The organism is Enterobacter chuandaensis (genome assembly GCF_039718975.1).
GTDB classification, from domain to species: domain Bacteria; phylum Pseudomonadota; class Gammaproteobacteria; order Enterobacterales; family Enterobacteriaceae; genus Enterobacter; species Enterobacter chuandaensis.
The window spans coordinates 288,253-312,632 of the sequence record NZ_CP097173.1; the positions used below are offsets into that span (position 1 = coordinate 288,253).

At 57.9% G+C, this 24,380-nt stretch carries 23 protein-coding genes and 1 pseudogene; 19 read left to right on the top strand and 5 right to left on the bottom strand.

Features of this window, described 5'->3' with window-relative positions; all coding sequences use genetic code 11:
- Window positions 1-56: 56 nt before the first annotated feature.
- The 6 genes and pseudogenes from malM (at window position 57) to MX657_RS01365 (ending at window position 5,562) form a co-directional block, all read left to right on the top strand.
- Complete coding sequence (malM, locus tag MX657_RS01340; protein WP_119916536.1) at window positions 57-1,010, top strand: maltose operon protein MalM; 954 nt, start codon at window positions 57-59, stop codon at window positions 1,008-1,010.
- Window positions 1,011-1,190: 180 nt separating this feature from the next.
- Window positions 1,191-1,688, top strand: coding sequence for a chorismate lyase (gene ubiC, locus MX657_RS01345; RefSeq protein ID WP_119916537.1), 498 nt, complete (start codon window positions 1,191-1,193; stop codon window positions 1,686-1,688).
- A gap of 12 nt (window positions 1,689-1,700) precedes the next feature.
- Window positions 1,701-2,570, top strand: coding sequence for a 4-hydroxybenzoate octaprenyltransferase (gene ubiA, locus MX657_RS01350; RefSeq protein ID WP_119916538.1), 870 nt, complete (start codon window positions 1,701-1,703; stop codon window positions 2,568-2,570).
- Between the two features lie 200 nt (window positions 2,571-2,770).
- Window positions 2,771-3,743: pseudogene (locus MX657_RS01355) on the top strand (TRAP transporter substrate-binding protein).
- A gap of 12 nt (window positions 3,744-3,755) precedes the next feature.
- Entirely contained in the window at window positions 3,756-4,265 is a 510-nt protein-coding gene (locus MX657_RS01360; protein ID WP_119916539.1) for a TRAP transporter small permease, read from the top strand.
- Window positions 4,266-4,275: 10 nt separating this feature from the next.
- Window positions 4,276-5,562, top strand: a complete 1,287-nt coding sequence (locus MX657_RS01365) for a TRAP transporter large permease (protein ID WP_119916540.1) — start codon at window positions 4,276-4,278, stop codon at window positions 5,560-5,562.
- A gap of 92 nt (window positions 5,563-5,654) precedes the next feature.
- On the opposite strand, the gene zntA is transcribed toward MX657_RS01365, so the two are convergent.
- A complete protein-coding gene (gene zntA / locus MX657_RS01370) occupies window positions 5,655-7,826 on the bottom strand; it encodes a Zn(II)/Cd(II)/Pb(II) translocating P-type ATPase ZntA (protein ID WP_346807052.1) in 2,172 nt (723 codons plus the stop codon).
- A gap of 76 nt (window positions 7,827-7,902) precedes the next feature.
- On the bottom strand, window positions 7,903-8,529 hold the full coding sequence (locus tag MX657_RS01375; RefSeq protein WP_013099145.1) for a lysoplasmalogenase: 627 nt from the start codon (window positions 8,527-8,529) through the stop codon (window positions 7,903-7,905).
- A 129-nt stretch (window positions 8,530-8,658) separates the two neighbouring features.
- On the opposite strand from MX657_RS01375, the gene MX657_RS01380 reads away from it, so the two are divergent.
- Window positions 8,659-9,015: a DUF2500 domain-containing protein gene (locus tag MX657_RS01380; protein ID WP_219366643.1), complete on the top strand. Its 357-nt coding sequence runs from the start codon at window positions 8,659-8,661 to the stop codon at window positions 9,013-9,015.
- A 60-nt stretch (window positions 9,016-9,075) separates the two neighbouring features.
- Here the strand turns inward: MX657_RS01380 and MX657_RS01385 are convergent, their stop codons facing one another.
- Together MX657_RS01385 and rsmD are read right to left on the bottom strand one after the other, a co-directional pair.
- Window positions 9,076-9,357, bottom strand: a complete 282-nt coding sequence (locus tag MX657_RS01385) for a DUF1145 family protein (RefSeq protein WP_014882110.1) — start codon at window positions 9,355-9,357, stop codon at window positions 9,076-9,078.
- Complete coding sequence (gene rsmD, locus MX657_RS01390) at window positions 9,341-9,943, bottom strand: 16S rRNA (guanine(966)-N(2))-methyltransferase (RefSeq protein WP_080329939.1); 603 nt, start codon at window positions 9,941-9,943, stop codon at window positions 9,341-9,343. Before rsmD ends, MX657_RS01385 begins: the two co-directional genes overlap by 17 nt.
- Before the next feature lie 127 nt (window positions 9,944-10,070).
- Between rsmD and ftsY the strand changes: the two genes are divergently transcribed.
- From ftsY to livJ, 6 genes are all read left to right on the top strand, one after another.
- A complete protein-coding gene (gene ftsY / locus MX657_RS01395; protein ID WP_217480673.1) occupies window positions 10,071-11,531 on the top strand; it encodes a signal recognition particle-docking protein FtsY in 1,461 nt (486 codons plus the stop codon).
- A gap of 2 nt (window positions 11,532-11,533) precedes the next feature.
- The gene (gene ftsE, locus MX657_RS01400) at window positions 11,534-12,205 is read left to right on the top strand and encodes a cell division ATP-binding protein FtsE (protein ID WP_346807055.1); all 672 of its coding nucleotides are present in this window, start codon (window positions 11,534-11,536) and stop codon (window positions 12,203-12,205) included.
- The gene (ftsX, locus tag MX657_RS01405) at window positions 12,192-13,247 is read left to right on the top strand and encodes a permease-like cell division protein FtsX (protein WP_119916543.1); all 1,056 of its coding nucleotides are present in this window, start codon (window positions 12,192-12,194) and stop codon (window positions 13,245-13,247) included. Before ftsE ends, ftsX begins: the two co-directional genes overlap by 14 nt.
- A 251-nt stretch (window positions 13,248-13,498) precedes the next feature.
- The gene (rpoH, locus tag MX657_RS01410; RefSeq protein ID WP_028015143.1) at window positions 13,499-14,356 is read left to right on the top strand and encodes an RNA polymerase sigma factor RpoH; all 858 of its coding nucleotides are present in this window, start codon (window positions 13,499-13,501) and stop codon (window positions 14,354-14,356) included.
- Between the two features lie 136 nt (window positions 14,357-14,492).
- Window positions 14,493-15,758 (top strand): 4-aminobutyrate--2-oxoglutarate transaminase, encoded by a 1,266-nt coding sequence (locus MX657_RS01415; RefSeq protein WP_346807058.1) that lies wholly within the window; start codon window positions 14,493-14,495, stop codon window positions 15,756-15,758.
- A gap of 197 nt (window positions 15,759-15,955) precedes the next feature.
- On the top strand, window positions 15,956-17,056 hold the full coding sequence (gene livJ / locus MX657_RS01420; protein WP_072201786.1) for a branched chain amino acid ABC transporter substrate-binding protein LivJ: 1,101 nt from the start codon (window positions 15,956-15,958) through the stop codon (window positions 17,054-17,056).
- Window positions 17,057-17,091: 35 nt separating this feature from the next.
- Here livJ and panM read toward each other — a convergent pair whose 3' ends face one another.
- On the bottom strand, window positions 17,092-17,481 hold the full coding sequence (panM, locus tag MX657_RS01425; protein WP_119916546.1) for an aspartate 1-decarboxylase autocleavage activator PanM: 390 nt from the start codon (window positions 17,479-17,481) through the stop codon (window positions 17,092-17,094).
- A gap of 424 nt (window positions 17,482-17,905) precedes the next feature.
- Here panM and livK point away from each other — a divergent pair, with 424 nt between their 5' ends.
- The 6 genes from livK (at window position 17,906) to ugpB (ending at window position 24,305) form a co-directional block, all read left to right on the top strand.
- Window positions 17,906-19,015 carry a high-affinity branched-chain amino acid ABC transporter substrate-binding protein LivK gene (gene livK, locus MX657_RS01430; protein ID WP_080329945.1) on the top strand — a complete coding sequence of 370 codons (1,110 nt, stop codon included), beginning with the start codon at window positions 17,906-17,908 and terminating at the stop codon, window positions 19,013-19,015.
- A gap of 46 nt (window positions 19,016-19,061) precedes the next feature.
- Window positions 19,062-19,988 carry a high-affinity branched-chain amino acid ABC transporter permease LivH gene (gene livH / locus MX657_RS01435; RefSeq protein WP_013099131.1) on the top strand — a complete coding sequence of 309 codons (927 nt, stop codon included), beginning with the start codon at window positions 19,062-19,064 and terminating at the stop codon, window positions 19,986-19,988.
- A complete protein-coding gene (locus MX657_RS01440; RefSeq protein ID WP_080329946.1) occupies window positions 19,985-21,262 on the top strand; it encodes a high-affinity branched-chain amino acid ABC transporter permease LivM in 1,278 nt (425 codons plus the stop codon). The genes livH and MX657_RS01440 overlap by 4 nt, the downstream gene beginning before the upstream one ends.
- Window positions 21,259-22,026 (top strand): high-affinity branched-chain amino acid ABC transporter ATP-binding protein LivG, encoded by a 768-nt coding sequence (gene livG / locus MX657_RS01445; protein WP_080329947.1) that lies wholly within the window; start codon window positions 21,259-21,261, stop codon window positions 22,024-22,026. The genes MX657_RS01440 and livG overlap by 4 nt, the downstream gene beginning before the upstream one ends.
- A 1-nt stretch (window position 22,027) precedes the next feature.
- Window positions 22,028-22,741: a high-affinity branched-chain amino acid ABC transporter ATP-binding protein LivF gene (gene livF, locus MX657_RS01450; protein WP_008500102.1), complete on the top strand. Its 714-nt coding sequence runs from the start codon at window positions 22,028-22,030 to the stop codon at window positions 22,739-22,741.
- 247 nt (window positions 22,742-22,988) lie between these two features.
- Window positions 22,989-24,305: a sn-glycerol-3-phosphate ABC transporter substrate-binding protein UgpB gene (gene ugpB, locus MX657_RS01455; protein WP_021242738.1), complete on the top strand. Its 1,317-nt coding sequence runs from the start codon at window positions 22,989-22,991 to the stop codon at window positions 24,303-24,305.
- The last annotated feature ends 75 nt before the right edge of the window (window positions 24,306-24,380 follow it).

Sequence of the window (24,380 nt, forward strand, 5' to 3'; positions counted from 1 at the left end):
GGACGGCGCGCTATTGCCTGGCTACCGCTGAACCTGTGCATTTTGAGGTGATAACAATGAAAATGAACAAAACTCTCCTTGCCCTTTGTTTATCCGCAGGGCTGCTGGCAAGCGCGCCTGCCGTAACGCTCGCTAACGTCAATTTCGTTCCGCAAAACACAACATCTGCGCCAGCCATTCCGACAGCGGCATTGCAACAGCTTGTCTGGACGCCTGTCGATCAGTCTAAAACCCAGACCACCCAGCTCTCAACGGCCGGCCAGTCGCTTAATGTTCCGGGTATTACCGGCCCGGTCGCTGCGTATAGCGTACCCGCCAATATCGGTGAACTGGCCATTACCCTGACCAGTGAAGTCAACAAGCAGACGAGCGTATTTGCGCCTAACGTGCTGATTCTCGATCAGAACATGACGCCATCTGCCTTTTTCCCAAGCGAATACTTTACCTATCAGGAACCCGGCGTGATGAGCGCAGATCGTCTGGAAGGCGTCATGCGCCTGACGCCTGCGCTGGGCCAGCAAAAACTCTACGTGCTGGTCTTTACCACCGAGCAGGATCTCCAGAAGACCACCACGCTGCTCGATCCGGCTAAAGCCTACGCAAAAGGCACCGGTAACGCGGTTCCGGATATTCCAGACCCGATCGCCCGTCACGTCACCGACGGAACGTTAAAGCTGAAGGTGAAAACAAACAGCGGTTCCAGCGTGCTGGTTGGCCCGCTGTTTGGCTCCTCCGGTAACGGCCCTGTTACGGTGGGCAACACGGCTGCACCTGCTTACGCCGCCCCAGCTGCCGCGGCAGCCGCACCGGTCGCTACCGCAGCGCCAGCCCCGGCGAAGAAAGCCGAACCGGTACTGAACGACACCGAAGAGTACTTCAACAACGCCATTAAGCAGGCGGTGAAGCGCGGCGACGTTGATAAAGCGCTGAAACTGCTTGATGAAGCCGAACGTTTAGGTTCAACCACTGCCCGTTCCACCTTTATCAGCAGTGTAAAAGGCAAGGGGTAACCGTTTCCCCACAGTGCTGATTTGTTAGTAGTTTAGTGCGCCTGAGTGGGCGCACTTTTTTTCGTATCCGCCAGGCTGTTGCGCCCATGTTGCGATCGTGATCGTTAAATAACGTTTGGCCCCCCTCAATCCGTGTTTCTGCGATACAATGCCATTACGTTATGTATCGGAGAGTCTGGCATGTCACACCCCGCGCTAACGCAACTGCGTGCGCTGCGCTATTTCGACCAAATACCTGCGCTTGATCCGCAGCAGCTGGACTGGTTGCTGCTGGAAGATTCAATGACCAAACGTTTTGAGCAACAGGGTAAAACGGTCACGGTAACCCTGATACACGAAGGGTTTGTCTCCGGCGATGAGATCGCCAGCGAGCTGCCGCTATTGCCGCAAGAGGAACGCTACTGGCTGCGCGAAATTTTGCTCTGTGCCGATGGCGAACCCTGGCTTGCCGGGCGCACCGTGGTACCCGAATCCACCCTGTCCGGGCCTGAGCTTGCGCTGCAACGGCTGGGGAAAACGCCGCTGGGACGTTATCTTTTCACCTCATCTGAGCTGACCAGGGATTTCATTGAGATTGGGCGTGATGCCGAACTGTGGGGACGCCGTTCCCGCCTTCGCCTGAGCGGTAAGCCGTTAATCCTGACGGAGCTATTTTTACCGGCATCACCGTTGTACTAAGAGGAAGAAAAAATGGAGTGGAGCCTGACGCAGAATAAGCTGCTGGCGTATCACCGCTTAATGCGTACTGATAAACCCATCGGCGCGTTGCTGCTACTGTGGCCGACCTTATGGGCGCTGTGGGTGGCCACGCCGGGCGTGCCGCCGCTGTGGATCCTGGGCGTGTTTGTTGCCGGCGTCTGGCTGATGCGCGCGGCGGGCTGCGTGGTGAATGACTATGCCGATCGTAAATTTGACGGCCACGTAAAGCGTACCGCCAATCGCCCGCTACCCAGTGGACAGGTCACCGGGAAAGAAGCTCGCGTGCTGTTCCTCGTTCTGGTGCTGCTCTCTTTCCTGCTGGTATTAACCCTGAACACCATGACGATTCTGCTGTCCGTCGCGGCGCTCGCACTGGCCTGGGTTTATCCCTTTATGAAGCGCTATACCCATCTGCCTCAGGTGGTGCTGGGGGCGGCGTTTGGCTGGTCAATTCCGATGGCGTTTGCGGCAGTTAGTGAGTCCTTACCGCTTAGCTGCTGGCTGATGTTCCTGGCGAACATCCTCTGGGCCGTGGCGTATGACACGCAATATGCGATGGTTGACCGCGACGATGACCTGAAAATTGGCATTAAATCCACCGCCATTCTCTTTGGACGCCAGGACAAACTTATCATTGGCATTCTGCAGGTTGCGGTACTGGCGCTGATGGTCGCGATTGCGCGCCTGAACGGACTGAACTGGGAATTTTACTGGTCGATACTGGTAGCAGGACTGCTGTTTGCCTACCAGCAGAAGCTGATTGCAAAACGCGAACGCGAAGCCTGCTTTAAAGCGTTTATGAACAATAACTATGTCGGTCTGGTGCTGTTTTTAGGACTGGTCATGAGCTATTTTTCCTGATTGACGTGCGGTCATGCCCAGCCGGGTATGACCGCATCGTTACCCGGCATTACCGCCCTCACAAATTTAAACCATCGTTTCATAAATTCGCGCTTTTGTGAGGCGCTTCACCTACGCTTCTCCCGGGCTAGTCTATTTTCTAAGCGTAAAAAAATAAAACACTGTTTTAACGCTGACATCACTACCCTGGAGCTGACTCAATGAAAACGACCCTCAAGCCGTTACTGGCCGCGCTGTGCCTGTCTGCTTTTGCCTGCACCGTTTCTGCCCAAACCATCAAAGCTGCCGATGTGCATCCTGAAGGCTACCCGAACGTGGTCGCGGTTCAGCACATGGGTGAAAAACTCAAACAGCAAACCGACGGCAAGCTGGAGATTAAGGTCTTCCCGGGCGGCGTGCTGGGGGATGAAAAACAGATGATTGAGCAGGCGCAAATGGGGGCGATTGACATGATCCGCGTCTCCATGGCGCCGGTTGCCGCTATCCTGCCGGATATCGAAGTCTTCACGCTGCCGTACGTTTTTCGCGATGAGGACCACATGCACAAGGTGATCGACGGGGATATCGGCAAGCAGATCGGCGACAAGCTGACCGCGAACCCGAAATCCCGCCTGGTGTTCCTCGGCTGGATGGATTCCGGTACCCGTAACCTCATCACCAAAGAGCCGATCGTGAAGCCGGAAGATCTGAAAGGGAAGAAAATCCGCGTGCAGGGCACCCCCGGTGGCGCTCGCCACGCTGAAGGACATGGGGGCGAACTCGGTGGCGATGGGCGTTAGCGAGGTGTACAGCGGCATGCAGACCGGCGTGATCGACGGCGCGGAGAACAACCCGCCCACCTTTATCGCCCATAACTACATGCCGGTTGCCAAAAACTACACCCTCAGCGGCCACTTTATCACTCCTGAAATGCTGCTCTACTCCAAAGTGAAATGGGACAAACTGAGCGCTGATGAACAGCAAAAAATTCTGACCCTGGCCCGTGAAGCGCAGTTTGAACAGCGCAAGCTGTGGAATGCGTATAACGACCAGGCGCTGGCGAAAATGAAGGCGGGCGGCGTGCAGTTCCACGACATCGATAAGTCAGTCTTCATCAAGGCCACAGAGCCGGTGCGCGCCCAGTATGGCGACAAGCATCAGGATCTGATGAAAGCCATTGCTGACGTCCAGTAATCCGGAGTACGTATGTCCGAACTCTACCTGAAGTGGATGGACCGTCTGTACCTCTTCGCTATGGCTGTGGCGGGTATTTCGCTGCTGGTGATGACGATTGTCATCCCCATCGGCATTTTTTCACGCTACGTGCTCAATCGCGGCGAATCCTGGCCGGAGCCGATCGCCATTATCTGCATGGTGACGTTCACCTTCATCGGCGCGGCGGTGAGCTACCGTGCCGGGTCGCATATCGCGGTCAATATGCTCACCGACCGTCTGCCCGCGTCGCTGCAAAAGCTGTGCGCGCGGGTGGTGGATCTGCTGATGCTGCTGATCTCCGGCCTGATGTGCTGGTACAGCTACTGGCTGTGCGTCGAGCTGTGGGAGCAACCGGTGGCGGAGTTCCCGATCCTGACCTCCGGCGAAAGTTATCTGCCGCTGCCGATCGGGTCGGCGATTTTGATCCTGTTTGTGCTTGAACGCCTGCTGTTTGGCTCACAGGAAAACCGTCCGGTCGTGCTGATCGGCAATCACAGTTAAGGGGTGAACGATGGATGCTTTTGTTTTGTTATTCACCCTCGCCATTTTGCTGGCGCTGGGGATGCCGGTGGCGTTTGCCGTGGGGCTGAGCGCCGTGGCAGGTGCGCTATGGATTGATTTACCGCTGGAGGCGCTGATGATCCAGATCACCAGTGGGGTGAACAAATTTACCCTGCTGGCGATCCCGTTCTTCATCCTCGCCGGAGCGATCATGGCGGAAGGGGGCATTGCCCGACGGCTGGTCAACTTCGCCTATGTGTTTGTCGGCTTTATTCGCGGCGGGCTGTCGCTGGTGAACATTGTTGCCTCAACGTTCTTCGGCGCGATTTCCGGATCGTCGGTGGCGGACACGGCGTCTATCGGCAGCGTGATGATCCCGGAGATGGAGAAGAAGGGCTATCCGCGCGAATACGCTGCGGCGGTCACGGCGAGCGGGTCGGTGCAGGCGATTCTGATCCCGCCCAGCCACAACTCGGTAATTTACTCCCTGGCGGCGGGGGGCACGGTCTCTATTGCCACGCTGTTTATTGCGGGCGTACTGCCGGGTCTGCTGTTGGGTATGAGTTTGATGGCGCTCTGCCTGTGCTTCGCCCGCAAGCGCGGCTATCCGAAGGGGGACAAAATCCCCCTTAAACAGGCGCTGAAAATCATGCTCGATGCCCTGTGGGGGCTGATGACGGTGGTGATTATCCTGGGTGGGATCTTGTCCGGGATATTCACGGCGACCGAATCCGCCGCTGTGGCCTGCCTGTGGGCGTTCTTCGTCACCATGTTCATCTACCGCGACTACAAGTGGAATGAACTGCCGAAGCTGATGTGTCGCACGGTCAAAACCGTCACCATCGTGATGATTTTGATTGGCTTTGCGGCGGCGTTTGGTGCGGTGATGACCTACATGCAGCTGCCGATGCGCATCACCGAGTTCTTTACGTCGCTCTCCGATAACAAGTACGTGATCCTGATGTACCTCAACATCATGCTGTTGCTGATTGGCACCCTGATGGACATGGCACCGATCATTCTGATCCTGACACCGGTGCTGCTGCCGGTGACCAACTCGCTGGGGATCGACCCGGTGCATTTCGGGATGATCATGATGGTGAACCTGGGGATCGGGCTGATCACCCCGCCGGTCGGGTCGGTGCTGTTCGTGGCGAGCGCGGTGAGCAAACAGAAGATCGAGCACGTTGTGCGAGCGATGCTGCCGTTTTACGGTATGTTGCTGATCGTGCTGGGGATGGTGACCTATATCCCGGCGATCTCATTATGGCTGCCAGGGGTGTTAGGAATGCAGTGATGTCGTTTTATGCCGGGTGGCGGCTACGCCTTACCCGGCCTACGGTTCGGAGATGTTGTAGGCCCGGTAAGGCGTAGCCGCCACCGGGCGTTTTACTGACGGCGCAACAGCCTCAACGCGTTCGCCGTCACCAGCACCGTCGCCCCCGTATCCGCCAGCACCGCCAGCCACAGGCCAGTCATGCCGAGCAGCGTGGTCACGAGGAAAATCCCCTTCAGACCCAGCGCAATGCCGATGTTCTGGCGGATATTGGCCCGCGTCGCTCGCGCCAGGCTAATCATCTGCGCCAGGCCGGTCAGGCGGTTGTGCGTCAGTGCCGCATCCGCCGTCTCCAGCGCCACGTCGGTTCCGCTGCCCATCGCAATGCCGATGGTGGAAGCTTTCATCGCAGGTGCATCGTTGATCCCGTCGCCGACCATCGCCAGCGGAGCGCGTGCGTTCAGCTCCGTGACCGCGCTGACCTTATCCGCTGGCAACAATCCGGCCTCAAATTCCAGCCCCAGCTCGCCGGCAATCGCAGCCGCGGCGCGCGGGTTATCGCCGGTGAGGATCACGCCCTGTACGCCCAGCTGATGCAACGCCGCTACGGCGTCTCTGGCGTCATCGCGCAGAGTGTCGCGCATTGCCAGCATGCCCTTCGACACGCCGTCCTGCATCACGGCAACGACCGTCTGCCCGGCCTGCTCTAACGCCTCAACCTGTGGATGAGAGAACGCGTCCGCCGCGACAATCAGCACCTTTTTACCGTCGACGATAGCCTCAATCCCTGACCCGACCAGCGCCCGTTGGGCGGTTGCCGGAGGGATGTTCAGCCCGCGCCCCTGCGCTTCACGCACTATCGCCTGCGCCAGCGGGTGAGTTGAACCCTGCTCAACGGCGGCGGCCATTATCAGCAGTTCGTCTTCACTGATGTCCTGCGGATAGACGCCGGTGACCTGCGGCTTGCCAACCGTCAGCGTGCCGGTTTTATCGAAGGCGATGTGCTGAACCTGGCTCAGCTGTTCCAGCGCCGCGCCGCCCTTAATCAGCGCTCCGCGACGTGCCGCCGCTGCCAGCCCCGAGGTAATCGCCGCGGGCGTGGAGATCACCAGTGCGCACGGACAGCCGATCAGCAGCAGGGTCAGCCCTTTGTAAATCCAGCCCTCCCACGGCGCGCCGAAGAAAAGCGGTGGCACCACGGTAACCAGCAGGGCGACCAGCATGATGGCGGGGGTGTAAATCCGGCTAAAGCGGTCAATAAAGCGCTCAACTGGCGCGCGGCGCTCTTCGGCTTCTTCAATCAGCCTGAGGATGCGGTCGATGGCGCTGTCGCCCGGCTCGGACAGGACTTTGAGCTGCACCAGACGGTCAACGCTGGTGGCACCGGCAGGGACTTTTTCGCCTGCCGCACGCTCCACGGGAATGGATTCCCCGGTCAGGGCACTTTCGTCAAAGCTCGCGGTGGCGGTAACCAGCGCACCATCGGCGGGTAAACGCCCGCCCGCGGCGACTTCAATCACGTCGCCCGGGCGCAGCGTGCTGATGGCGACCGTTTCACGCTTGCCTTCATTAACTCGCGTGGCGGTTTCGGGCTTCAGCGCCATCAGCGCACTCACCCCTTTACGCGCCCGGCTCGCCGCCCAGCCCTCAAGCTGTTCGCCGATCAGGAACAGCAGCAGCACCATCGCCGCTTCCGCCGTCGCGCCAATGAACAGCGCGCCGATGGCCGCCACGCTCATCAACGTTTCAATGGCAAACCAGCTGCCGCTTCTCATCAGTCGCAGCGCCTGGCGGGCAATCGGGAACAGGCCGACCAGCGTGGTGGCGATAAACGCCAGATTGCCGAACGGGTGGTTAATCTGCTCCAGCCCCCAGCTCAGGGTCATCATGATGACGAGCGTGATAAGGGGCAGGTTTTCTTTTAACGGGGACGTTTTTTCAGCAAGAGCCGTTTCGCTGCGCAAGGCATAGCCCGCTTTGCTGACGGCGGCTTCAACCTGTTTGCTGACGTCATTATCGGCGCTGACCAGCAGCTTTTCGGTGGCGAACAGCACCTGAACGTGATTCACGCCCGGCACCTGTTTCACCGCATTTTCCACTTTACGGGCGCAGGCCGCGCAGTCCATGCCGTTGACGATCCAGCTGTAGTGATTGCCGCTTTCAGGCAGCGCTTTGACCTGCGTTTCGCACGCGCCCTCGCAGCAGCAGTCGTCTTTCGGCGGAACCGGACTGAGCTTAAGTGCCGAGAATTGTGGGACTTTTTTGGGTGTTTCTGGAGTCGACATGGCAGTCTCCGGTAATGATAATTTTCTCATTAACCGCAGCATACACTCTGGAGTCGACTCCAGAGTCAAGCGTTATTTAGATATACAATGAACGCACGATCAGGAAGTGCCCGGCAAAGTAGCAGGCGGACGCAATCGCGTTATCGGCGCGGAAGCGGCGGCGATAGTGGCTGCCCAGCCAGACAATATTGCCGATTAACAGCAACGCCGCCCCGAAGAACGCGGACATAGCCTGAGATGTCGGACGGAAGAACCACAGCTCCCCGGCCAGCCACACCATCACCAGCGTCATGGCGATAAACGTGCATACCGGCAGACGCATCTCTTCCAGGCGCGACCAGATCACCGCAATCAGCAGCGCGCCAATCACCAGCAGCACCAGCGGCAGCGGCCAGAAGAAGGAGAGCGTCATCTGGCTGGCAAAGTAGATGGTATACAGCAGATGGGAAAGGAAGAACGCCCCAACGGCGTACAGCAGGCGCTGACGCGGCAGCAGGGTTAAGGCATCGCCAATCAGGGAGGCACACAGCCCGGCGAGCACCAGATAGCTGATGGCGTTAAACATCGGGGCCTGCCAGGCGAGCAGCAGAAGCAACAGCAGCGTGACGGGTTTAAACAACCAGCGCTGCCAGGCTGGACCGCGATAGGACGCATCGACATAAAGCCATGCGGAAAAACAGACAGCGATAAATGACCAAAGCATATTAACTCCCTGTAACTGTTGAGGCTGAATAATCAGTTTCTGATCCAGTGTAGTGACGCGGGCAGGCGTTTGGCAATGACGGGGAAGGCGAGGTATCCTGAATTCCGCATAATCTGATGGGATGTTTCAATGAGCAAGATGCCGCTGTTTTTCATTATTGTGGTGGCGATTATCGTCATTGCCGCCTCGTTTCGCTTCGTTCAGCAGCGCCGCGAAAAGGCGGACAACGACGCCGCGCCGCTGGTGCAAAAGCGCGTGGTCGTAACGAACAAGCGCGAGAAGCCGCTTAACGATCGCCGCTCGCGCCAGCAGCAGGTGACGCCTGCGGGATCCGGTATGCGCTATGAAGCGAGCTTTAAGCCGGAAACCGGCGGCCTGGAGATGACCTTCCGCCTGGAGGGGCAGCAGTACCACCAGCTGACGGTAGGGGAGAAAGGCACGCTGAGCTATAAAGGGTCGCGGTTTGAAGGGTTCAGGACGGAATAATGCACGAACGGTTCCCTCTCCCCGTGGGAGAGGGTTAGGGTGAGGGCATCAGGCCGCACCTTACTTCTTCACCTGCGCCTTAAACTTCTTCATCCACACCAGCAGTTCAAACACGCCGAAAATAAACACCCGCAGCTGCTGCCAGCCGGTCATCGGCGGGCCATCTTTCGGCAGGCCGTTTTTCAGCATCACCATCTGCAGGGCGTGCATGAACGAGGTGAAAATCAGCGCCACGTTAACGAAGATGTTCAGCGGGCGCGGGAACGGGTGCACCAGATTCAAAATCAAAAATGCCCAGACGCCCAGCATCAGCAAACGTCCCAGGTTAATCAGTACCGGCATCGGATCCTCCTTGTGCCTGACGGTGATACAGACGATAAGCAACCTGACCTGCGACCTTTTCGCGGTGCAGATCCCAGTGCGCGGGCACCGGCGGCAAACCGTTTTCCACTTCGCTTTCTACATAAATTAGCGCGTCATCCGCCAGCCAGCCATTGTGCTCCAGCAGGGATAACGTCTCTTCCAGCAGCCCCTTGCGGAACGGCGGATCGACAAATACTACGGTATGCGGCGTGCCCGGTTGCGCGAGAAAGCTCAGCGTATTGGTGTTCACGACTTTTGCATTCGTCGCCTTCAGCGTCGCCAGATTTTGCTGCAGCGTCTGCGCGACGCCGCGCTCCATCTCCAGCAGCGTGGCGCTGGCGGCATAACGCGACAGCGCTTCCAGCCCTAATGCGCCGCTTCCGGCGAAGCAGTCCAGGCAGCGGGCGTCTACCATTGACGGGGCGAGCCAGTTAAACAGCGTCTCGCGCACGCGGTCGGTGGTGGGGCGTAAACCGGGGCTATCCGGCACCGGTAATTTCCGGCCTCGCCACTGGCCGCCGATAATGCGAATTTGACCGGCCGGGGCGCGGGTGGGTTTCTTCATCTCAGGAAAGCTCTGTTAACCATTGCCCTACGATTGCGGGCGGTGATGTCAATTAAGTAAAGTGTTAGACTATTTCATCATTTTTTTAGCTTCCCTGTATATAGCGCCGCGAGGAGTGTAGTCGCAGATGGCAAAACAAAAAAAACGTGGCTTCTTTTCCTGGTTGGGTTTCGGTGAAAAAGAGCAAGAAACAGAACAGAAAACCGAAGAACAACAGGTTGTAGAAGAGCAGTCACAGCCTGAAACGCCAGTAGAAACCGCTGCGGTTGTCGAAGCGGAAGAGCCTGCCCACAGCAAAGAAGAGATCGAGTCCTTTGCTGAAGAGGTGGTTGAGGTCACTGAGCAGGTTCAGGAGAGCGAGAAGCCAGAACCTGTCGTCATCGAAGCCGTTACCGAGGCGCCGCAGGCTGTAATCGAACACGAAGAGCTGCCGCTGCCGGAAGAGGTCAACGCCGAAGAGGTGTCTGCCGAAGAGTGGCAGGCTGAAGCGGAAACCGTTGAAATCGTTGAGGCGGTGGAAGAAGAGGCGGCACTTGAGCCAGAGCTGACCGACGAAGAGCTGGAAGCCCAGGCGCTGGCGGCGGAAGCGGCTGAAGAAGCGGTTATCGTCGTGCCGGTGGAAGAGCAGGCCGAAGAAGAGATCGTTCAGGAGCAGGAAAAACCGACCAAAGAAGGTTTCTTCGCGCGCCTGAAGCGCAGCCTGCTCAAAACCAAAGAAAACTTAGGTTCCGGATTTATCAGTCTGTTCCGCGGCAAGAAGATCGACGACGATCTGTTTGAAGAGCTGGAAGAGCAACTGCTGATTGCGGACGTGGGCGTGGAAACCACCCGTAAGATCATCGCCAACCTGACCGAAGGGGCGAGCCGCAAACAGCTTCGCGACGCCGAGGCGCTGTACGGCCTGCTGAAAGACGAGATGGGTGAAATTCTCGCAAAAGTTGACGAACCGCTTAATATTGAAGGCAAAACGCCATTTGTTATTCTGATGGTTGGCGTGAACGGCGTGGGTAAAACCACCACCATCGGCAAGCTGGCGCGCCAGTTTGAGCAGCAGGGCAAATCGGTGATGCTGGCGGCGGGCGATACCTTCCGTGCGGCAGCGGTTGAGCAGCTTCAGGTGTGGGGCCAGCGCAACAACATCCCGGTGATTGCTCAGCACACCGGCGCGGATTCCGCGTCCGTGATTTTCGATGCCATTCAGGCGGCGAAGTCGCGCAACGTGGACGTGCTGATTGCCGATACCGCAGGGCGTTTGCAGAACAAATCGCACCTGATGGAAGAGCTGAAGAAAATCGTCCGCGTCATGAAGAAGCTGGACGAAGATGCACCGCATGAAATTATGCTGACTATCGACGCCAGCACCGGGCAGAACGCCATCAGTCAGGCGAAGCTGTTCCATGAAGCGGTAGGACTGACGGGGATCGCGCTGACCAAGCTGGACGGCACCGCGAAAGGCGGGGTGATCTTCTCCGTGGCCGACCAGTTCGGCATTCCTATCCGTTACATCGGTGTGGGCGAGCGTATTGAGGATTTGCGTCCGTTTAAGGCGGACGACTTTATTGAGGCATTATTTGCCCGAGAGGACTAACAATGATTCGCTTTGAACACGTCAGCAAGGCCTATCTCGGTGGGAGACAAGCGCTGCAGGGGGTCACGTTCCACCTGCAGCCAGGCGAGATGGCATTCCTGACCGGCCATTCCGGCGCGGGGAAAAGTACCCTGCTCAAGCTTATCTGTGGGATCGAACGGCCAAGCGCCGGGAAAATCTGGTTCAGCGGCCACGAAATTAGCCGTCTGAAAAACCGTGAAGTGCCGTTTCTGCGTCGTCAGATCGGCATGATTTTCCAGGATCACCACCTGCTGATGGATCGCACCGTTTTTGATAACGTGGCGATCCCGCTGATTGTTGCCGGCGCCAGCTATGACGATATCCGCCGTCGCGTCTCTGCGGCTCTGGACAAGGTCGGGCTGCTGGACAAAGCGAAGAACTTCCCGATCCAGCTCTCCGGCGGTGAACAGCAGCGCGTGGGCATCGCCCGCGCGGTGGTGAACAAGCCTGCGGTGCTGCTGGCGGATGAACCGACCGGTAACCTGGACGATGCCCTGTCCGAAGGGATTTTGCGTCTGTTTGAGGAATTCAACCGCGTAGGGGTAACGGTACTGATGGCAACGCACGACATGGGGCTGATTTCCCGCCGTTCGTACCGCATGCTGACCCTGAGCGACGGGCATTTGCACGGAGGCCACGGTGAACAAGCGTGATGCAATGAACCAGATTCGGCAGTTCGGGAACCGGTTCGACCGTTTCCGTAAGCCGCAGGGCGGCGGTGACGGCAATCGTAATGCGCCTAAGCGCCAGAAAGCGGCGCCGAAGCCGGCCTCCCGCAAGACCAACGTCTTTAACGAGCAGGTGCGCTACGCCTTCCACGGCGCGCTGCAGGACCTGAAAAGCAAACCGCTGGCGACGTTCCTGACGGTGATGGTGATCGCCATCTCCCTGACGCTGCCAAGCGTCTGCTACATGGTCTATAAGAACGTCAACCAGGCGGCGTCGCAGTATTATCCGTCACCGCAGATCACCGTTTATCTGGATAAAGCGCTCGACGATAACGCGGCGGCGCAGGTGGTCGGGCAGATTCAGGCCGAGCAGGGCGTGGAGAAGGTCAACTATCTCTCGCGCGATGAAGCGCTGGGCGAGTTCCGCAACTGGTCAGGCTTTGGCGGCGCGCTGGATATGCTCGAAGAGAACCCGCTGCCTGCGGTGGCGGTGGTGATCCCGAAACTGGATTTCCAGGGCACCGATTCGCTGAATACCCTGCGCGACCGCATCACCCGCATCAACGGGATTGATGAAGTGCGCATGGACGACAGCTGGTTTGCCCGTCTTGCGGCGCTGACCGGGCTGGTGGGACGCGTGTCGGCGATGATCGGCGTGCTGATGGTGGCGGCGGTGTTCCTCGTCATCGGTAACAGCGTGCGTCTGAGCATCTTCGCCCGTCGCGATACCATCAACGTCCAGAAACTGATTGGCGCAACGGACGGCTTCATCCTGCGTCCGTTCCTTTACGGTGGCGCACTGCTCGGTTTTTCCGGCGCATTTCTTTCACTGATATTGTCAGAAATTTTGGTGATGCGGCTTTCGTCTGCCGTCACTGAAGTGGCGCAGGTTTTCGGAACCAAGTTTGATATCAGTGGCTTAGGCTTCGATGAGTGCCTGCTGTTGCTGCTGGTGTGCTCCATGATCGGCTGGGTGGCCGCATGGCTGGCAACGGTTCAACATTTACGCCACTTTACTCCCGACTAATAAAAGCGTGATATAATCTTTCCCTGCACCGAGATGTTCGCTCTGCAGGGAAAGCGTCCCTGTTGTCTCTTCCCCTGTTATCATCTCCATGTCACATTTTGTGCGTAATTTATTCACCGTTGCACCTGGAACTTGTGGATAAAATCACTGTCTGATAAAAGAGTGAATGCTAATCTCGTTGCTCAAACGCTTTGGCATGGTTGTTGCCTGACGGGGACAACCTGGACCAGAAGAAACATTGAGAGGAATGAATGACCAAAGAAATGCAAACTTTAGCTTTAGCCCCTGTTGGTAACCTGGAATCTTACATCCGGGCTGCGAACACCTGGCCGATGTTAACGGCCGAGGAAGAAAAGGAGCTTGCTGAAAAGCTGCATTACCAGGGCGATCTGGAAGCAGCGAAAAAGCTGATCCTGTCTCACCTGCGCTTTGTTGTTCACATTGCTCGTAACTATGCGGGCTATGGCCTGCCGCAGGCGGACTTGATTCAGGAAGGTAACATCGGCCTGATGAAGGCTGTACGTCGCTTTAACCCGGAAGTGGGCGTGCGACTGGTCTCCTTCGCCGTGCACTGGATCAAAGCAGAAATTCATGAATACGTGCTGCGCAACTGGCGTATCGTGAAAGTAGCCACGACAAAAGCGCAACGTAAACTGTTCTTCAACCTGCGTAAAACCAAGCAGCGTCTGGGCTGGTTCAACCAGGATGAAGTGGAAATGGTGGCGCGCGAGCTGGGCGTATCCAGCAAAGACGTGCGTGAGATGGAATCCCGTATGGCCGCGCAGGACATGACCTTTGATATGTCCTCCGACGACGACGCATCTGACAGCCAGCCGATGGCACCGGTTCTGTATCTGCAGGATAAAACCTCTAACTTTGCCGACGGCATTGAAGAGGACAACTGGGAAGATCAGGCCGCGAACAAGCTGACCCATGCGATGGAAGGCCTCGACGAGCGTAGCCAGGACATTATCCGCGCCCGCTGGCTGGACGAAGACAACAAGTCCACGCTGCAGGAGCTGGCCGACCGCTACGGCGTTTCTGCGGAACGTGTCCGTCAGCTTGAGAAGAACGCCATGAAAAAACTTCGCGCCGCTATCGAAGCGTAATCTAAGCGAAGTACACCGAGAACCCCTGGATGCGAGTCCGGGGGTTTTGTTTTTTTGGCGCCCGCTCTGGCGAATTCCCTCCCCCTGGCAAACACTTACTGATGCGCTAAGCAGGCGACTTTCTCAGGGGGACAGGGTGAAAAATAACGAACTGAACGACCGGCGTTTACAGGCGACGCCGCGCGGTATCGGCGTCATGTGTAACTTCTATGCCGATAAAGCCGAAAACGCCACGGTGTGGGACGTGGAAGGCAACGAGTATATCGACTTCGCCGCCGGGATCGCGGTGCTGAATACCGGCCATCGCCATCCCAAAGTCATCTCCGCCATCGAAAAACAACTCTACGCCTTTACCCACACGGCCTATCAGATTGTGCCGTACGAGGGCTATGTGGCCCTTGCCGAGCGCATCAACCAGCGTGTGCCGATTGACGGCCCTGCCAAAACCGCGTTCTTCTCGACGGGCGCTGAAGCGGTTGAAAACGCGGTCAAGATTGCCCGCGCGTACACCAGGCGCCCTGGCCTTATCACCTTCGGCGGCGCGTTCCATGGCCGCACCTTTATGACCATGGCGCTGACCGGCAAGGTCGCACCGTATAAGCTGGGCTTCGGCCCGTTCCCCGGCTCGGTGTATCACGCGCAGTATCCGAACGATCTGCACGGCGTCAGCACGGCGGAAGCGTTGAAAAGCCTGGAACGCATCTTTAAAGCGGATATCGCCCCAGACCAGGTGGCGGCCATTATTCTCGAACCGGTTCAGGGGGAGGGCGGTTTCAACATCGCGCCCGCTGATTTTATGCAGGCTCTGCGCGCCCTGTGCGATACCCATGGTATTTTGCTGATTGCCGACGAGGTGCAAAGCGGTTTTGCCCGCACTGGCAAGCTATTCTCCATGGAGCACCACTGCGTGAAGCCGGACCTGATCACCATGGCAAAAAGCCTCGCGGGCGGGATGCCGCTCTCTGCGGTATCGGGCCGTGCGGAGGTGATGGACGCCCCCGCGCCGGGCGGACTGGGCGGCACTTACGCGGGTAACCCGCTGGCGATTGCCGCGGCCCACGCGGTGCTGGACGTGATTGACGAGGAAGATCTCTGCACGCGCTCGGCGCATCTCGGTCATCATCTGGTGGAAGTGCTTAACAAAGCGAAGGAAAACTGCCCGTTCATCGCCGACATCCGTGCCCAGGGCTCAATGGTGGCGGTGGAGTTTAACGATCCGCAATCCGGGCAACCGTCGCCGGAATTCACCCGCCAGGTGCAGGAGCGCGCGCTGAACGAAGGGCTGCTGCTCCTGAGCTGCGGCGTGTACGGCAACGTGATCCGCTTCCTCTATCCGCTCACTATCCCCGAAGCGCAGTTCCGTAAAGCGCTGGACATTATCTTCGCGTCGCTGACTCGTTAAAGCCACCAGCCCGGCGGTAAATCCTGTCGGGCTTATCATATATTCATTTCAAATTAGCTATTCCAAAATCATAAAAATGGGGTATGTTTTAGCAGAGTATGCTGAAAAAGCGCGAACAGCACACCAATAACTGAAATAAAGCGCTGCACAACAACATCACAACAATCGTAATAACCATAATAATGGGGAATCTCAGGATGAACATGAAGGGTAAAGCGTTACTGGCAGGATGTATTGCGTTGGCATTCAGCACCATGGCGCAGGCAGACATAAAAGTGGCTGTGGTGGGCGCAATGTCCGGTCCGGTAGCACAGTACGGCGACCAGGAGTTTACGGGCGCTGAACAGGCGGTTGCAGACATTAATGCCAAGGGCGGCATCAAGGGCGAAAAACTGCAGATCGTAAAATACGATGATGCCTGTGACCCGAAACAAGCGGTCGCGGTGGCGAACAAAGTGGTCAACGACGGGATCAAATACGTTATCGGTCACCTGTGTTCCTCTTCCACTCAGCCAGCGTCTGACATCTACGAAGACGAAGGCATTCTGATGATCACCCCAGCGGCAACCGCACCAGAGCTGACCGCGCGTGGCTACAAGCTGACTCTGCGCACCACCGGTCTGGACTCCGATCAGGGCCCAACGGCGGCTAAGTACATTCTGGAAAAAGTGAAGCCGCAGCGTATCGCGATTGTTCACGATAAACAGCAGTATGGCGAAGGTCTTGCCCGTGCAGTGCAGGACGGTCTGAAAAAAGGCAATGCCAACGTGGTCTTCTTTGACGGGATCACCGCCGGTGAGAAAGACTTCTCCACGCTGGTGGCGCGTCTGAAGAAAGAGAATATTGATTTCGTTTACTACGGCGGCTACCACCCGGAAATGGGCCAGATCCTGCGCCAGGCGCGTGCGGCGGGTCTGAAAACCCAGTTCATGGGGCCGGAAGGCGTGGCGAACGTTTCCCTGTCTAACATCGCGGGTGAATCTGCCGAAGGTTTGCTGGTGACCAAGCCGAAGAACTACGACCAGGTGCCTGCGAACAAACCTATCGTGGATGCCATCAAGGCGAAAAAACAGGATCCAAGCGGCGCGTTCGTCTGGACCACCTATGCGGCGCTCCAGTCTCTGCAGGCGGGTCTGAACCAGTCAGCCGATCCGGCTGAGATTGCCACCTGGCTGAAAGCCAACACGGTCGAAACCGTCATGGGGCCGCTGTCCTGGGATGCGAAAGGCGATCTGAAGGGCTTCGAGTTCGGCGTGTTTGACTGGCATGCCAACGGCACGGCGACTGACGCAAAATAATGCTGGTGCGGGGTGAGGGCATCACCCCGCACACATCAACTCTGGCGCTTCTCCCACCCGCTCTCCTGCGCCGTAAACCCTAACGCCTGCATAAACGCCGCCATCACGCCGCGGTCTTCCACGCCCACGTCGGCCATCCACCAGGAGGTTACGCTCGGGTTTTCGCGGATCACTTCTTCAATCAAATACTGTCCGACCCCGCGACGACGGGTGACGTCACGCACGCGCAGGGAATCCAGCGCCCCTTCCGTGCCGCTCAGGGTCACGCGAACGGCGGCCAGCAGGCGCTCGTTAAAGCGCGCGGCATAGATGCGGTGATTCTCGTCGACGGCCAGCGACGAAGGGGAATATTCCGGCCAGATCTTGCCCAGGTCGATATGATCCTGGTCGCTAAAGGTCACCAGACGCACGATAGTCAGTTTCATTAGCAGCGTGTCCAAATCAAAAAGAGTACGGCCAGTGTACTCAATTTATTTGCTCAGGCGCTGTCTCTTTTTATTCCCATTTGCCAGGTGATTAGTTTTTTGGCAACGCAATGGGCAGTTTGAAAACACATGGATCGAAAAATAAGCAGAATTTTAACCTGAATGGTAGTGATTTATTCGGCGCATTGTGCCGTTATTTTATGCTGCAAAATGCACTTTTATTTGTTTATCTCTGCCTTATTTCAGAATATTATCTTTGCTTAATCGCCTGAAAAATAGAGATTTTAGTCTGGTTTTTGACAAAAAACTGCGCTAAACCATTAAGGGCACTGGTAAAAATAGCGTTGTTCATTAAAAGTACAGAATGCTTTTTAACCATAATAAAACAAAATATAAACACGACATCACGAATGGGGATTCTGAGATGAAAAGGAACGCGAAGACGTTAATCGCGGGGATGGTCGCACTGTCGATCTCGCATGCCGCTATGGCAGACGACATTAAAGTTGCGGTAGTGGGTGCGATGTCCGGCCCTGTTGCCCAGTGGGGTGACATGGAGTTCAACGGCGCGCGTCAGGCCATAAAAGACATCAATGCTAAAGGCGGCATCAAAGGCGACAAGCTGGTAGGCGTGGAGTATGACGACGCCTGCGATCCGAAACAGGCCGTCGCGGTTGCCAACAAAATCGTCAACGACGGCATCCAGTACGTCATCGGTCACCTGTGCTCATCCTCCACACAGCCCGCGTCTGATATCTATGAAGACGAAGGCATCCTGATGATCACCCCTGGCGCAACTAACCCGGAGCTGACCCAGCGCGGCTATCAGCACATCATGCGTACCGCCGGGCTGGACTCCTCGCAGGGCCCCACCGCCGCCAAATACATCCTCGAAACCGTTAAGCCACAGCGCATTGCCATTATTCATGACAAACAGCAGTACGGCGAGGGCCTGGCGCGCTCCGTGCAGGACGGCCTGAAAAAAGGCGGCGCGAACATCGTCTTCTTCGACGGCATTACCGCCGGTGAGAAAGACTTTTCTGCGCTGATCGCTCGTCTGCAAAAAGAGAATATCGACTTCGTCTACTACGGCGGCTACTACCCGGAAATGGGCCAGATGCTGCGCCAGGCGCGCGCCACCGGCCTGAAAACCCAGTTTATGGGGCCAGAGGGCGTGGGCAACGCCTCTCTGTCGAACATCGCGGGAGATTCTGCCGAAGGCATGCTGGTGACGATGCCAAAACGCTATGACCAGGATCCGGCGAACAAAGCTATCGTGGATGCGCTCAAGGCGCAGAAGAAAGATCCGAGTGGTCCGTACGTCTGGATCACCTACGCGGCCGTGCAGTCTCTGGCTACCGCGCTGGAGCGTACCGGCAGCAAAGAGCCGCTGGATCTGGTGAAAGATTTAAAAGCACACGGGGCGAACACCGTGATTGGGCCGCTGAACTGGGATGAGAAAGGCGATCTGAAGGGATTTGAGTTTGGTGTCTTTAAGTGGCACGCCGACGGTTCGTCCTCGGTCGCCAAATAATTATCCCACCGCCCGGCTCACCGGGCGGGTATAAAAAGGTTTGCATATGTCCGAGCAGTTTCTCTATTTCCTGCAGCAGATGTTTAACGGCGTCACGCTGGGAAGCACTTACGCGCTGATTGCCATCGGCTATACGATGGTTTACGGCATTATCGGCATGATCAACTTCGCCCACGGCGAGGTGTACATGATCGGTAGCTACGTCTCCTTTATGATTATCGCCGCCCTGATGATGATGGGCATCGACAGCAGCTGGCTGCTGGTGGCCGCCGGGTTTGTCGGCGCGATTGTGATTGCCAGCGCCTACGGCTGGAGCATTGAGCGCGTGGCCTACCGGCCAGTGCGCAGCTCCAAGCGTCTGATTGCGCTCATCTCCGCCATCGGGATGTCCATTTTCCTGCAAAACTACGTCAGCCTGACCGAAGGCTCGCGCGACGTGGCGCTGCCAAGCCTGTTTAACGGCCAGTGGATTGTGGGGGCCAGCGAAAACTTCTCGGCCTCTATCACGACCATGCAGCTGGTGATTTGGGTCGTGACTTTTATCGCGATGCTGGCCCTGACGCTGTTCATCCGTTACTCCCGCATGGGACGCGCCTGTCGCGCCTGCGCGGAAGACCTGAAGATGGCGAGCCTGCTCGGCATCAACACCGACCGCGTAATTGCGCTCACCTTCGTGATCGGCGCGGCGATGGCTGCCGTCGCAGGTGTTCTGCTCGGCCAGTTCTATGGCGTGATCAACCCGTACATCGGCTTTATGGCCGGGATGAAAGCCTTCACCGCGGCGGTATTGGGCGGCATCGGCAGCATTCCGGGCGCGATGATCGGTGGCCTGATCCTGGGCGTGGCGGAAGCGCTCTCCTCGGCGTATCTGAGCACGGAATATAAAGATGTGGTGTCGTTTGCCCTGCTGATTCTGGTTCTGCTGGTGATGCCTACCGGTATTCTGGGCCGTCCGGAGGTAGAGAAAGTATGAAACCGATGCATTTTGCAATGGCGCTGCTCTCTGCCGCCATGTTCTTCGTGCTGGCGGGCGTCTTTATGGGCGTCCAGTTAGGTCTGGACGGCACGAAGCTGGTGGTGGATACCGCCCCCGACATCCGCTGGCAGTGGGTGTTTATCGGCACCGCCGTGGTGTTCCTGTTCCAGCTGCTGCGCCCGCTGTTCCAGAAGACGCTGAAAAACGTCTCCGGGCCGAAGTTCGTGCTGCCGGCAATCGACGGCTCTACCGTTAAGCAGAAGCTGTTCCTCGTGGCGCTGCTGGTGGCCGCCGTGGCGTGGCCGTTTGTAGTGTCGCGTGGCACCGTGGATATCGCCACTCTGACCATGATTTATGTGATCCTTGGTCTCGGCCTGAACGTGGTCGTGGGGCTGTCTGGCCTGCTGGTGCTGGGCTACGGCGGCTTCTACGCCATCGGTGCCTACACCTTTGCGCTGTTGAACCACTATTACGGCCTCGGCTTCTGGACCTGTCTGCCGCTGGCGGGGCTGGTCTCTGCCGCCGCGGGCTTCCTGCTCGGCTTCCCGGTGCTGCGCCTGCGCGGTGACTACCTGGCGATTGTGACCTTAGGCTTCGGCGAAATCGTCCGTATCCTGCTGCTCAACAACACCGAAGTGACCGGCGGCCCGAACGGCATCAGCCAGATCCCGAAACCGACCTTCTTCGGCCTGGAGTTTAGCCGTACCGCTCGCGAAGGGGGCTGGGATACCTTCAGCAACTTCTTCGGCATCAAATATGACCCGTCCGACCGCGTGATCTGGCTTTACCTGGTAGCGCTGCTGCTGGTGGTGATTACCCTGTTCGTGATCAACCGTCTGCTGCGCATGCCGCTGGGCCGCGCGTGGGAAGCGCTGCGTGAAGATGAGATCGCCTGCCGCTCCCTGGGCCTGAACCCGACCCGCATCAAGCTGACCGCGTTTACCATCAGCGCCGCGTTTGCCGGTTTCGCCGGAACGCTGTTTGCCGCGCGTCAGGGCTTCGTTAGCCCGGAATCGTTCACCTTTGCCGAATCCGCTTTCGTGCTGGCGATTGTGGTGCTCGGCGGGATGGGATCGCAGTTCGCCGTGATCCTCGCGGCCATCCTGCTGGTGGTTTCGCGCGAGCTGATGCGCGATTTTAACGAATACAGCATGCTGATGCTGGGTGGTTTGATGGTGCTGATGATGATCTGGCGTCCGCAGGGCCTCCTGCCGATGACGCGTCCACAGCTGAAGCTTAAGAGTGCGGAAGCGAAAGGAGAGCAGGCATGAGTCAGCCATTATTATCCGTTAACGGTCTGATGATGCGTTTTGGCGGCCTGCTGGCGGTCAACAACGTGAATCTGGATCTGCACAAGAAAGAGATTGTCTCCCTGATTGGCCCGAACGGCGCGGGGAAAACCACGGTCTTTAACTGCCTGACCGGCTTCTACAAGCCGACCGGCGGCACCATCATGCTGCGCGACCAGCACCTTGAAGGGCTGCCGGGCCAGCAGATCGCCCGCATGGGCGTGGTGCGTACCTTCCAGCACGTGCGTCTGTTCCGCGAGATGACGGTGATTGAGAACCTGCTGGTGGCTCAGCATCAGCAGCTGAAAACCGGGCTGTTCTCCGGCCTGTTGAAAACCCCGGCCTTCCGCCGCGCGCAGGAGGAGGCGCTCGACCGCGCCGCCACCTGGCTCGACCGTATCGGCCTGCTCCAGCACGCTAACCGTCAGGCCAGCAACCTGGCCTACGGCGATCAGCGTCGCCTGGAGATTGTGCGCTGCATGGTGACGCAGCCGGAAATCCTGATGCTCGACGAACCGGCGGCGGGTCTTAACCCGAAAGAGACCAAAGAGCTGGACGAGCTGATTGCCGAGCTGCGCGATAGTCACGACACCACCATTCTGCTGATTGAACACGACATGAAGCTGGTGATGGGTATTTCGGACCGTATCTATGTGGTAAACCAGGGCACGCCGCTGGCAAACGGCACGCCGGAAGAGATCCGCAATAACCCGGACGTGATCCGCGCATACCTTGGTGAGGCATAAGATGGAAAAAGCGATGTTAACGTTCGACAAGGTCAACGCGCACTACGGCAAGATCCAGGCGCTGCACGATGTCAGCCTGCACATCAATCAGGGTGAAATCGTCACCCTGATTGGTGCCAACGGCGCGGGCAAAACCACGCTGCTCGGCACCCTGTGCGGCGACCCGCGCGCCACCAGCGGGCGGATTGTGTTTGATGGCAAAGACATTACCGACTGGCAGACCGCCAGAATCATGCGCGAGGCGGTGGCGATTGTGCCGGAAGGGCGCCGCGTGTTCTCGCGTATGACGGTGGAAGAGAACCTGGCGATGGGCGGTTTCTTCGCCCATCGGGATGAATACCAGACCCGCATCAAGTGGGTATACGAACTCTTCCCGCGCCTGTGGGAGCGCCGCATCCAGCGTGCGGGCACCATGTCCGGCGGCGAGCAGCAGATGCTGGCAATTGGCCGCGCGCTGATGAGCCAGCCGCGCCTGCTGCTGCTGGATGAACCGTCGCTCGGCCTTGCGCCGATCATCATTCAGCAGATCTTCGACACTATCGAGCAGCTGCGTAAAGAGGGGATGACCATCTTCCTCGTCGAGCAGAACGCCAACCAGGCGCTGAAGCTTGCTGACCGTGGCTACGTGCTGGAGAACGGCCGCGTGGTGCTGGAGGATACCGGCGATGCACTGCTGGCGAACGAAGCGGTGCGGAGCGCGTACTTAGGCGGCTGAGCCGTCTGTATCGCCCGGTGGCGCTTACGCTTACCGGGCCTACGGGATCGACCAGGCCGGGTAAGGCGAAGCCGCCACCCGGCTTTTTTTTAACCCAACCCCCTTCACACAACCATCATCCCGCTGACCTTTTGTTGTCACTTATCTGTAAACAAACAGTTATTTTTCTGTCATTCGAGCATGTCATGTTACCTCGCGAGCATAAAACGCGTGATATCGCGCATCCGGCACAATAAGAGAGATGACAATGACATCGTTACGACACACAGCTTTGGGTCTGGCACTGGGTCTGGCTTTTGCGACGAACGCAATGGCTGTGACCACCATTCCGTTCTGGCATTCCATGGAAGGGGAGTTGGGTAAAGAGGTTGACTCCCTGGCGCAGCGTTTCAACGACACCCACCCGGATTACAAAATTGTGCCGGTGTACAAAGGCAACTACGAGCAGAGCCTGAGTGCGGGCATCGCCGCCTTCCGTACCGGCAACGCGCCGGCTCTGTTACAGGTTTACGAAGTGGGTACCGCCACCATGATGGCTTCCAAAGCCATCAAGCCGGTGTATGAAGTGTTCAAAGAGGCGGGTATCAACTTCGACGAATCGCAGTTTGTGCCGACCGTAGCGGGTTACTACACCGATTCCAAAACCGGCCATCTGCTGTCCCAGCCGTTTAACAGCTCCACGCCGGTGCTGTACTACAACAAAGACGCCTTCAAAAAAGCCGGTTTAGATCCGGAACAGCCGCCAAAAACCTGGCAGGACCTGGCCGAGTATACCGCGAAGCTGAAAGCGGCGGGCATGAAGTGCGGCTACGCCAGCGGCTGGCAGGGCTGGATCCAGATTGAAAACTTCAGCGCCTGGCACGGCCTGCCGGTTGCGACAAAAAACAACGGTTTCGACGGCACCGACGCGGTGCTGGAGTTCAACAAGCCGGAGCAGGTGAAGCACATCGCATTGCTGGAAGAACTCAACAAGAAGGGCGATTTCAGCTACTTCGGGCGTAAGGACGAATCCACCGAGAAGTTCTACAACGGCGACTGCGCCATTACTACCGCCTCGTCCGGCTCGCTGGCGGATATCCGTCACTACGCCAAATTCAACTACGGCGTGGGCATGATGCCGTATGACGCCGACGTTAAGGGCGCGCCGCAGAACGCCATCATCGGCGGGGCGAGCCTGTGGGTGATGCAGGGTAAAGATAAGGGCACTTACAAAGGGGTGGCCGAGTTCCTCGACTTCCTGGCTAAGCCGGAAAACGCCGCCGAGTGGCACCAGAAGACTGGCTATCTGCCGATCACCAAAGCCGCGTACGACCTGACCCGCGAGCAGGGCTTCTACAGCAAGAACCCGGGCGCAGATATCGCGACGCGTCAGATGCTGAACAAGCCGCCGTTGCCGTTCACCAAGGGCCTGCGTCTGGGCAACATGCCGCAGATCCGCACCATCGTGGATGAAGAGCTGGAAAGCGTCTGGACCGGGAAGAAAACGCCACAGCAGGCGCTGGACTCTGCGGTAGAGCGCGGCAATCAGCTGCTGCGCCGCTTTGAGCAGTCGACGAAATCGTAATCGCTGAAACGCCCGGTGGCGCTGCGCTTACCGGGCCTACGATGTGCCCCATGTAGGCCGGGTAAGGCGCAGCCG

What these genes read in the sequence shown, in the direction of transcription:
- malM (WP_119916536.1), top strand. Translation starts at nt 57, where the DNA reads ATGAAAATGAACAAAACTCTCCTTGCCCTTTGTTTATCCGCAGGGCTG.
- ubiC (WP_119916537.1), top strand. Translation starts at nt 1,191, where the DNA reads ATGTCACACCCCGCGCTAACGCAACTGCGTGCGCTGCGCTATTTCGAC.
- ubiA (WP_119916538.1), top strand. Translation starts at nt 1,701, where the DNA reads ATGGAGTGGAGCCTGACGCAGAATAAGCTGCTGGCGTATCACCGCTTA.
- MX657_RS01360 (WP_119916539.1), top strand. Translation starts at nt 3,756, where the DNA reads ATGTCCGAACTCTACCTGAAGTGGATGGACCGTCTGTACCTCTTCGCT.
- MX657_RS01365 (WP_119916540.1), top strand. Translation starts at nt 4,276, where the DNA reads ATGGATGCTTTTGTTTTGTTATTCACCCTCGCCATTTTGCTGGCGCTG.
- zntA (WP_346807052.1), bottom strand. Translation starts at nt 7,826, where the DNA reads ATGTCGACTCCAGAAACACCCAAAAAAGTCCCACAATTCTCGGCACTT.
- MX657_RS01375 (WP_013099145.1), bottom strand. Translation starts at nt 8,529, where the DNA reads ATGCTTTGGTCATTTATCGCTGTCTGTTTTTCCGCATGGCTTTATGTC.
- MX657_RS01380 (WP_219366643.1), top strand. Translation starts at nt 8,659, where the DNA reads ATGAGCAAGATGCCGCTGTTTTTCATTATTGTGGTGGCGATTATCGTC.
- MX657_RS01385 (WP_014882110.1), bottom strand. Translation starts at nt 9,357, where the DNA reads ATGCCGGTACTGATTAACCTGGGACGTTTGCTGATGCTGGGCGTCTGG.
- rsmD (WP_080329939.1), bottom strand. Translation starts at nt 9,943, where the DNA reads ATGAAGAAACCCACCCGCGCCCCGGCCGGTCAAATTCGCATTATCGGC.
- ftsY (WP_217480673.1), top strand. Translation starts at nt 10,071, where the DNA reads ATGGCAAAACAAAAAAAACGTGGCTTCTTTTCCTGGTTGGGTTTCGGT.
- ftsE (WP_346807055.1), top strand. Translation starts at nt 11,534, where the DNA reads ATGATTCGCTTTGAACACGTCAGCAAGGCCTATCTCGGTGGGAGACAA.
- rpoH (WP_028015143.1), top strand. Translation starts at nt 13,499, where the DNA reads ATGACCAAAGAAATGCAAACTTTAGCTTTAGCCCCTGTTGGTAACCTG.
- livJ (WP_072201786.1), top strand. Translation starts at nt 15,956, where the DNA reads ATGAACATGAAGGGTAAAGCGTTACTGGCAGGATGTATTGCGTTGGCA.
- panM (WP_119916546.1), bottom strand. Translation starts at nt 17,481, where the DNA reads ATGAAACTGACTATCGTGCGTCTGGTGACCTTTAGCGACCAGGATCAT.
- livK (WP_080329945.1), top strand. Translation starts at nt 17,906, where the DNA reads ATGAAAAGGAACGCGAAGACGTTAATCGCGGGGATGGTCGCACTGTCG.
- livH (WP_013099131.1), top strand. Translation starts at nt 19,062, where the DNA reads ATGTCCGAGCAGTTTCTCTATTTCCTGCAGCAGATGTTTAACGGCGTC.
- MX657_RS01440 (WP_080329946.1), top strand. Translation starts at nt 19,985, where the DNA reads ATGAAACCGATGCATTTTGCAATGGCGCTGCTCTCTGCCGCCATGTTC.
- livG (WP_080329947.1), top strand. Translation starts at nt 21,259, where the DNA reads ATGAGTCAGCCATTATTATCCGTTAACGGTCTGATGATGCGTTTTGGC.
- livF (WP_008500102.1), top strand. Translation starts at nt 22,028, where the DNA reads ATGGAAAAAGCGATGTTAACGTTCGACAAGGTCAACGCGCACTACGGC.
- ugpB (WP_021242738.1), top strand. Translation starts at nt 22,989, where the DNA reads ATGACATCGTTACGACACACAGCTTTGGGTCTGGCACTGGGTCTGGCT.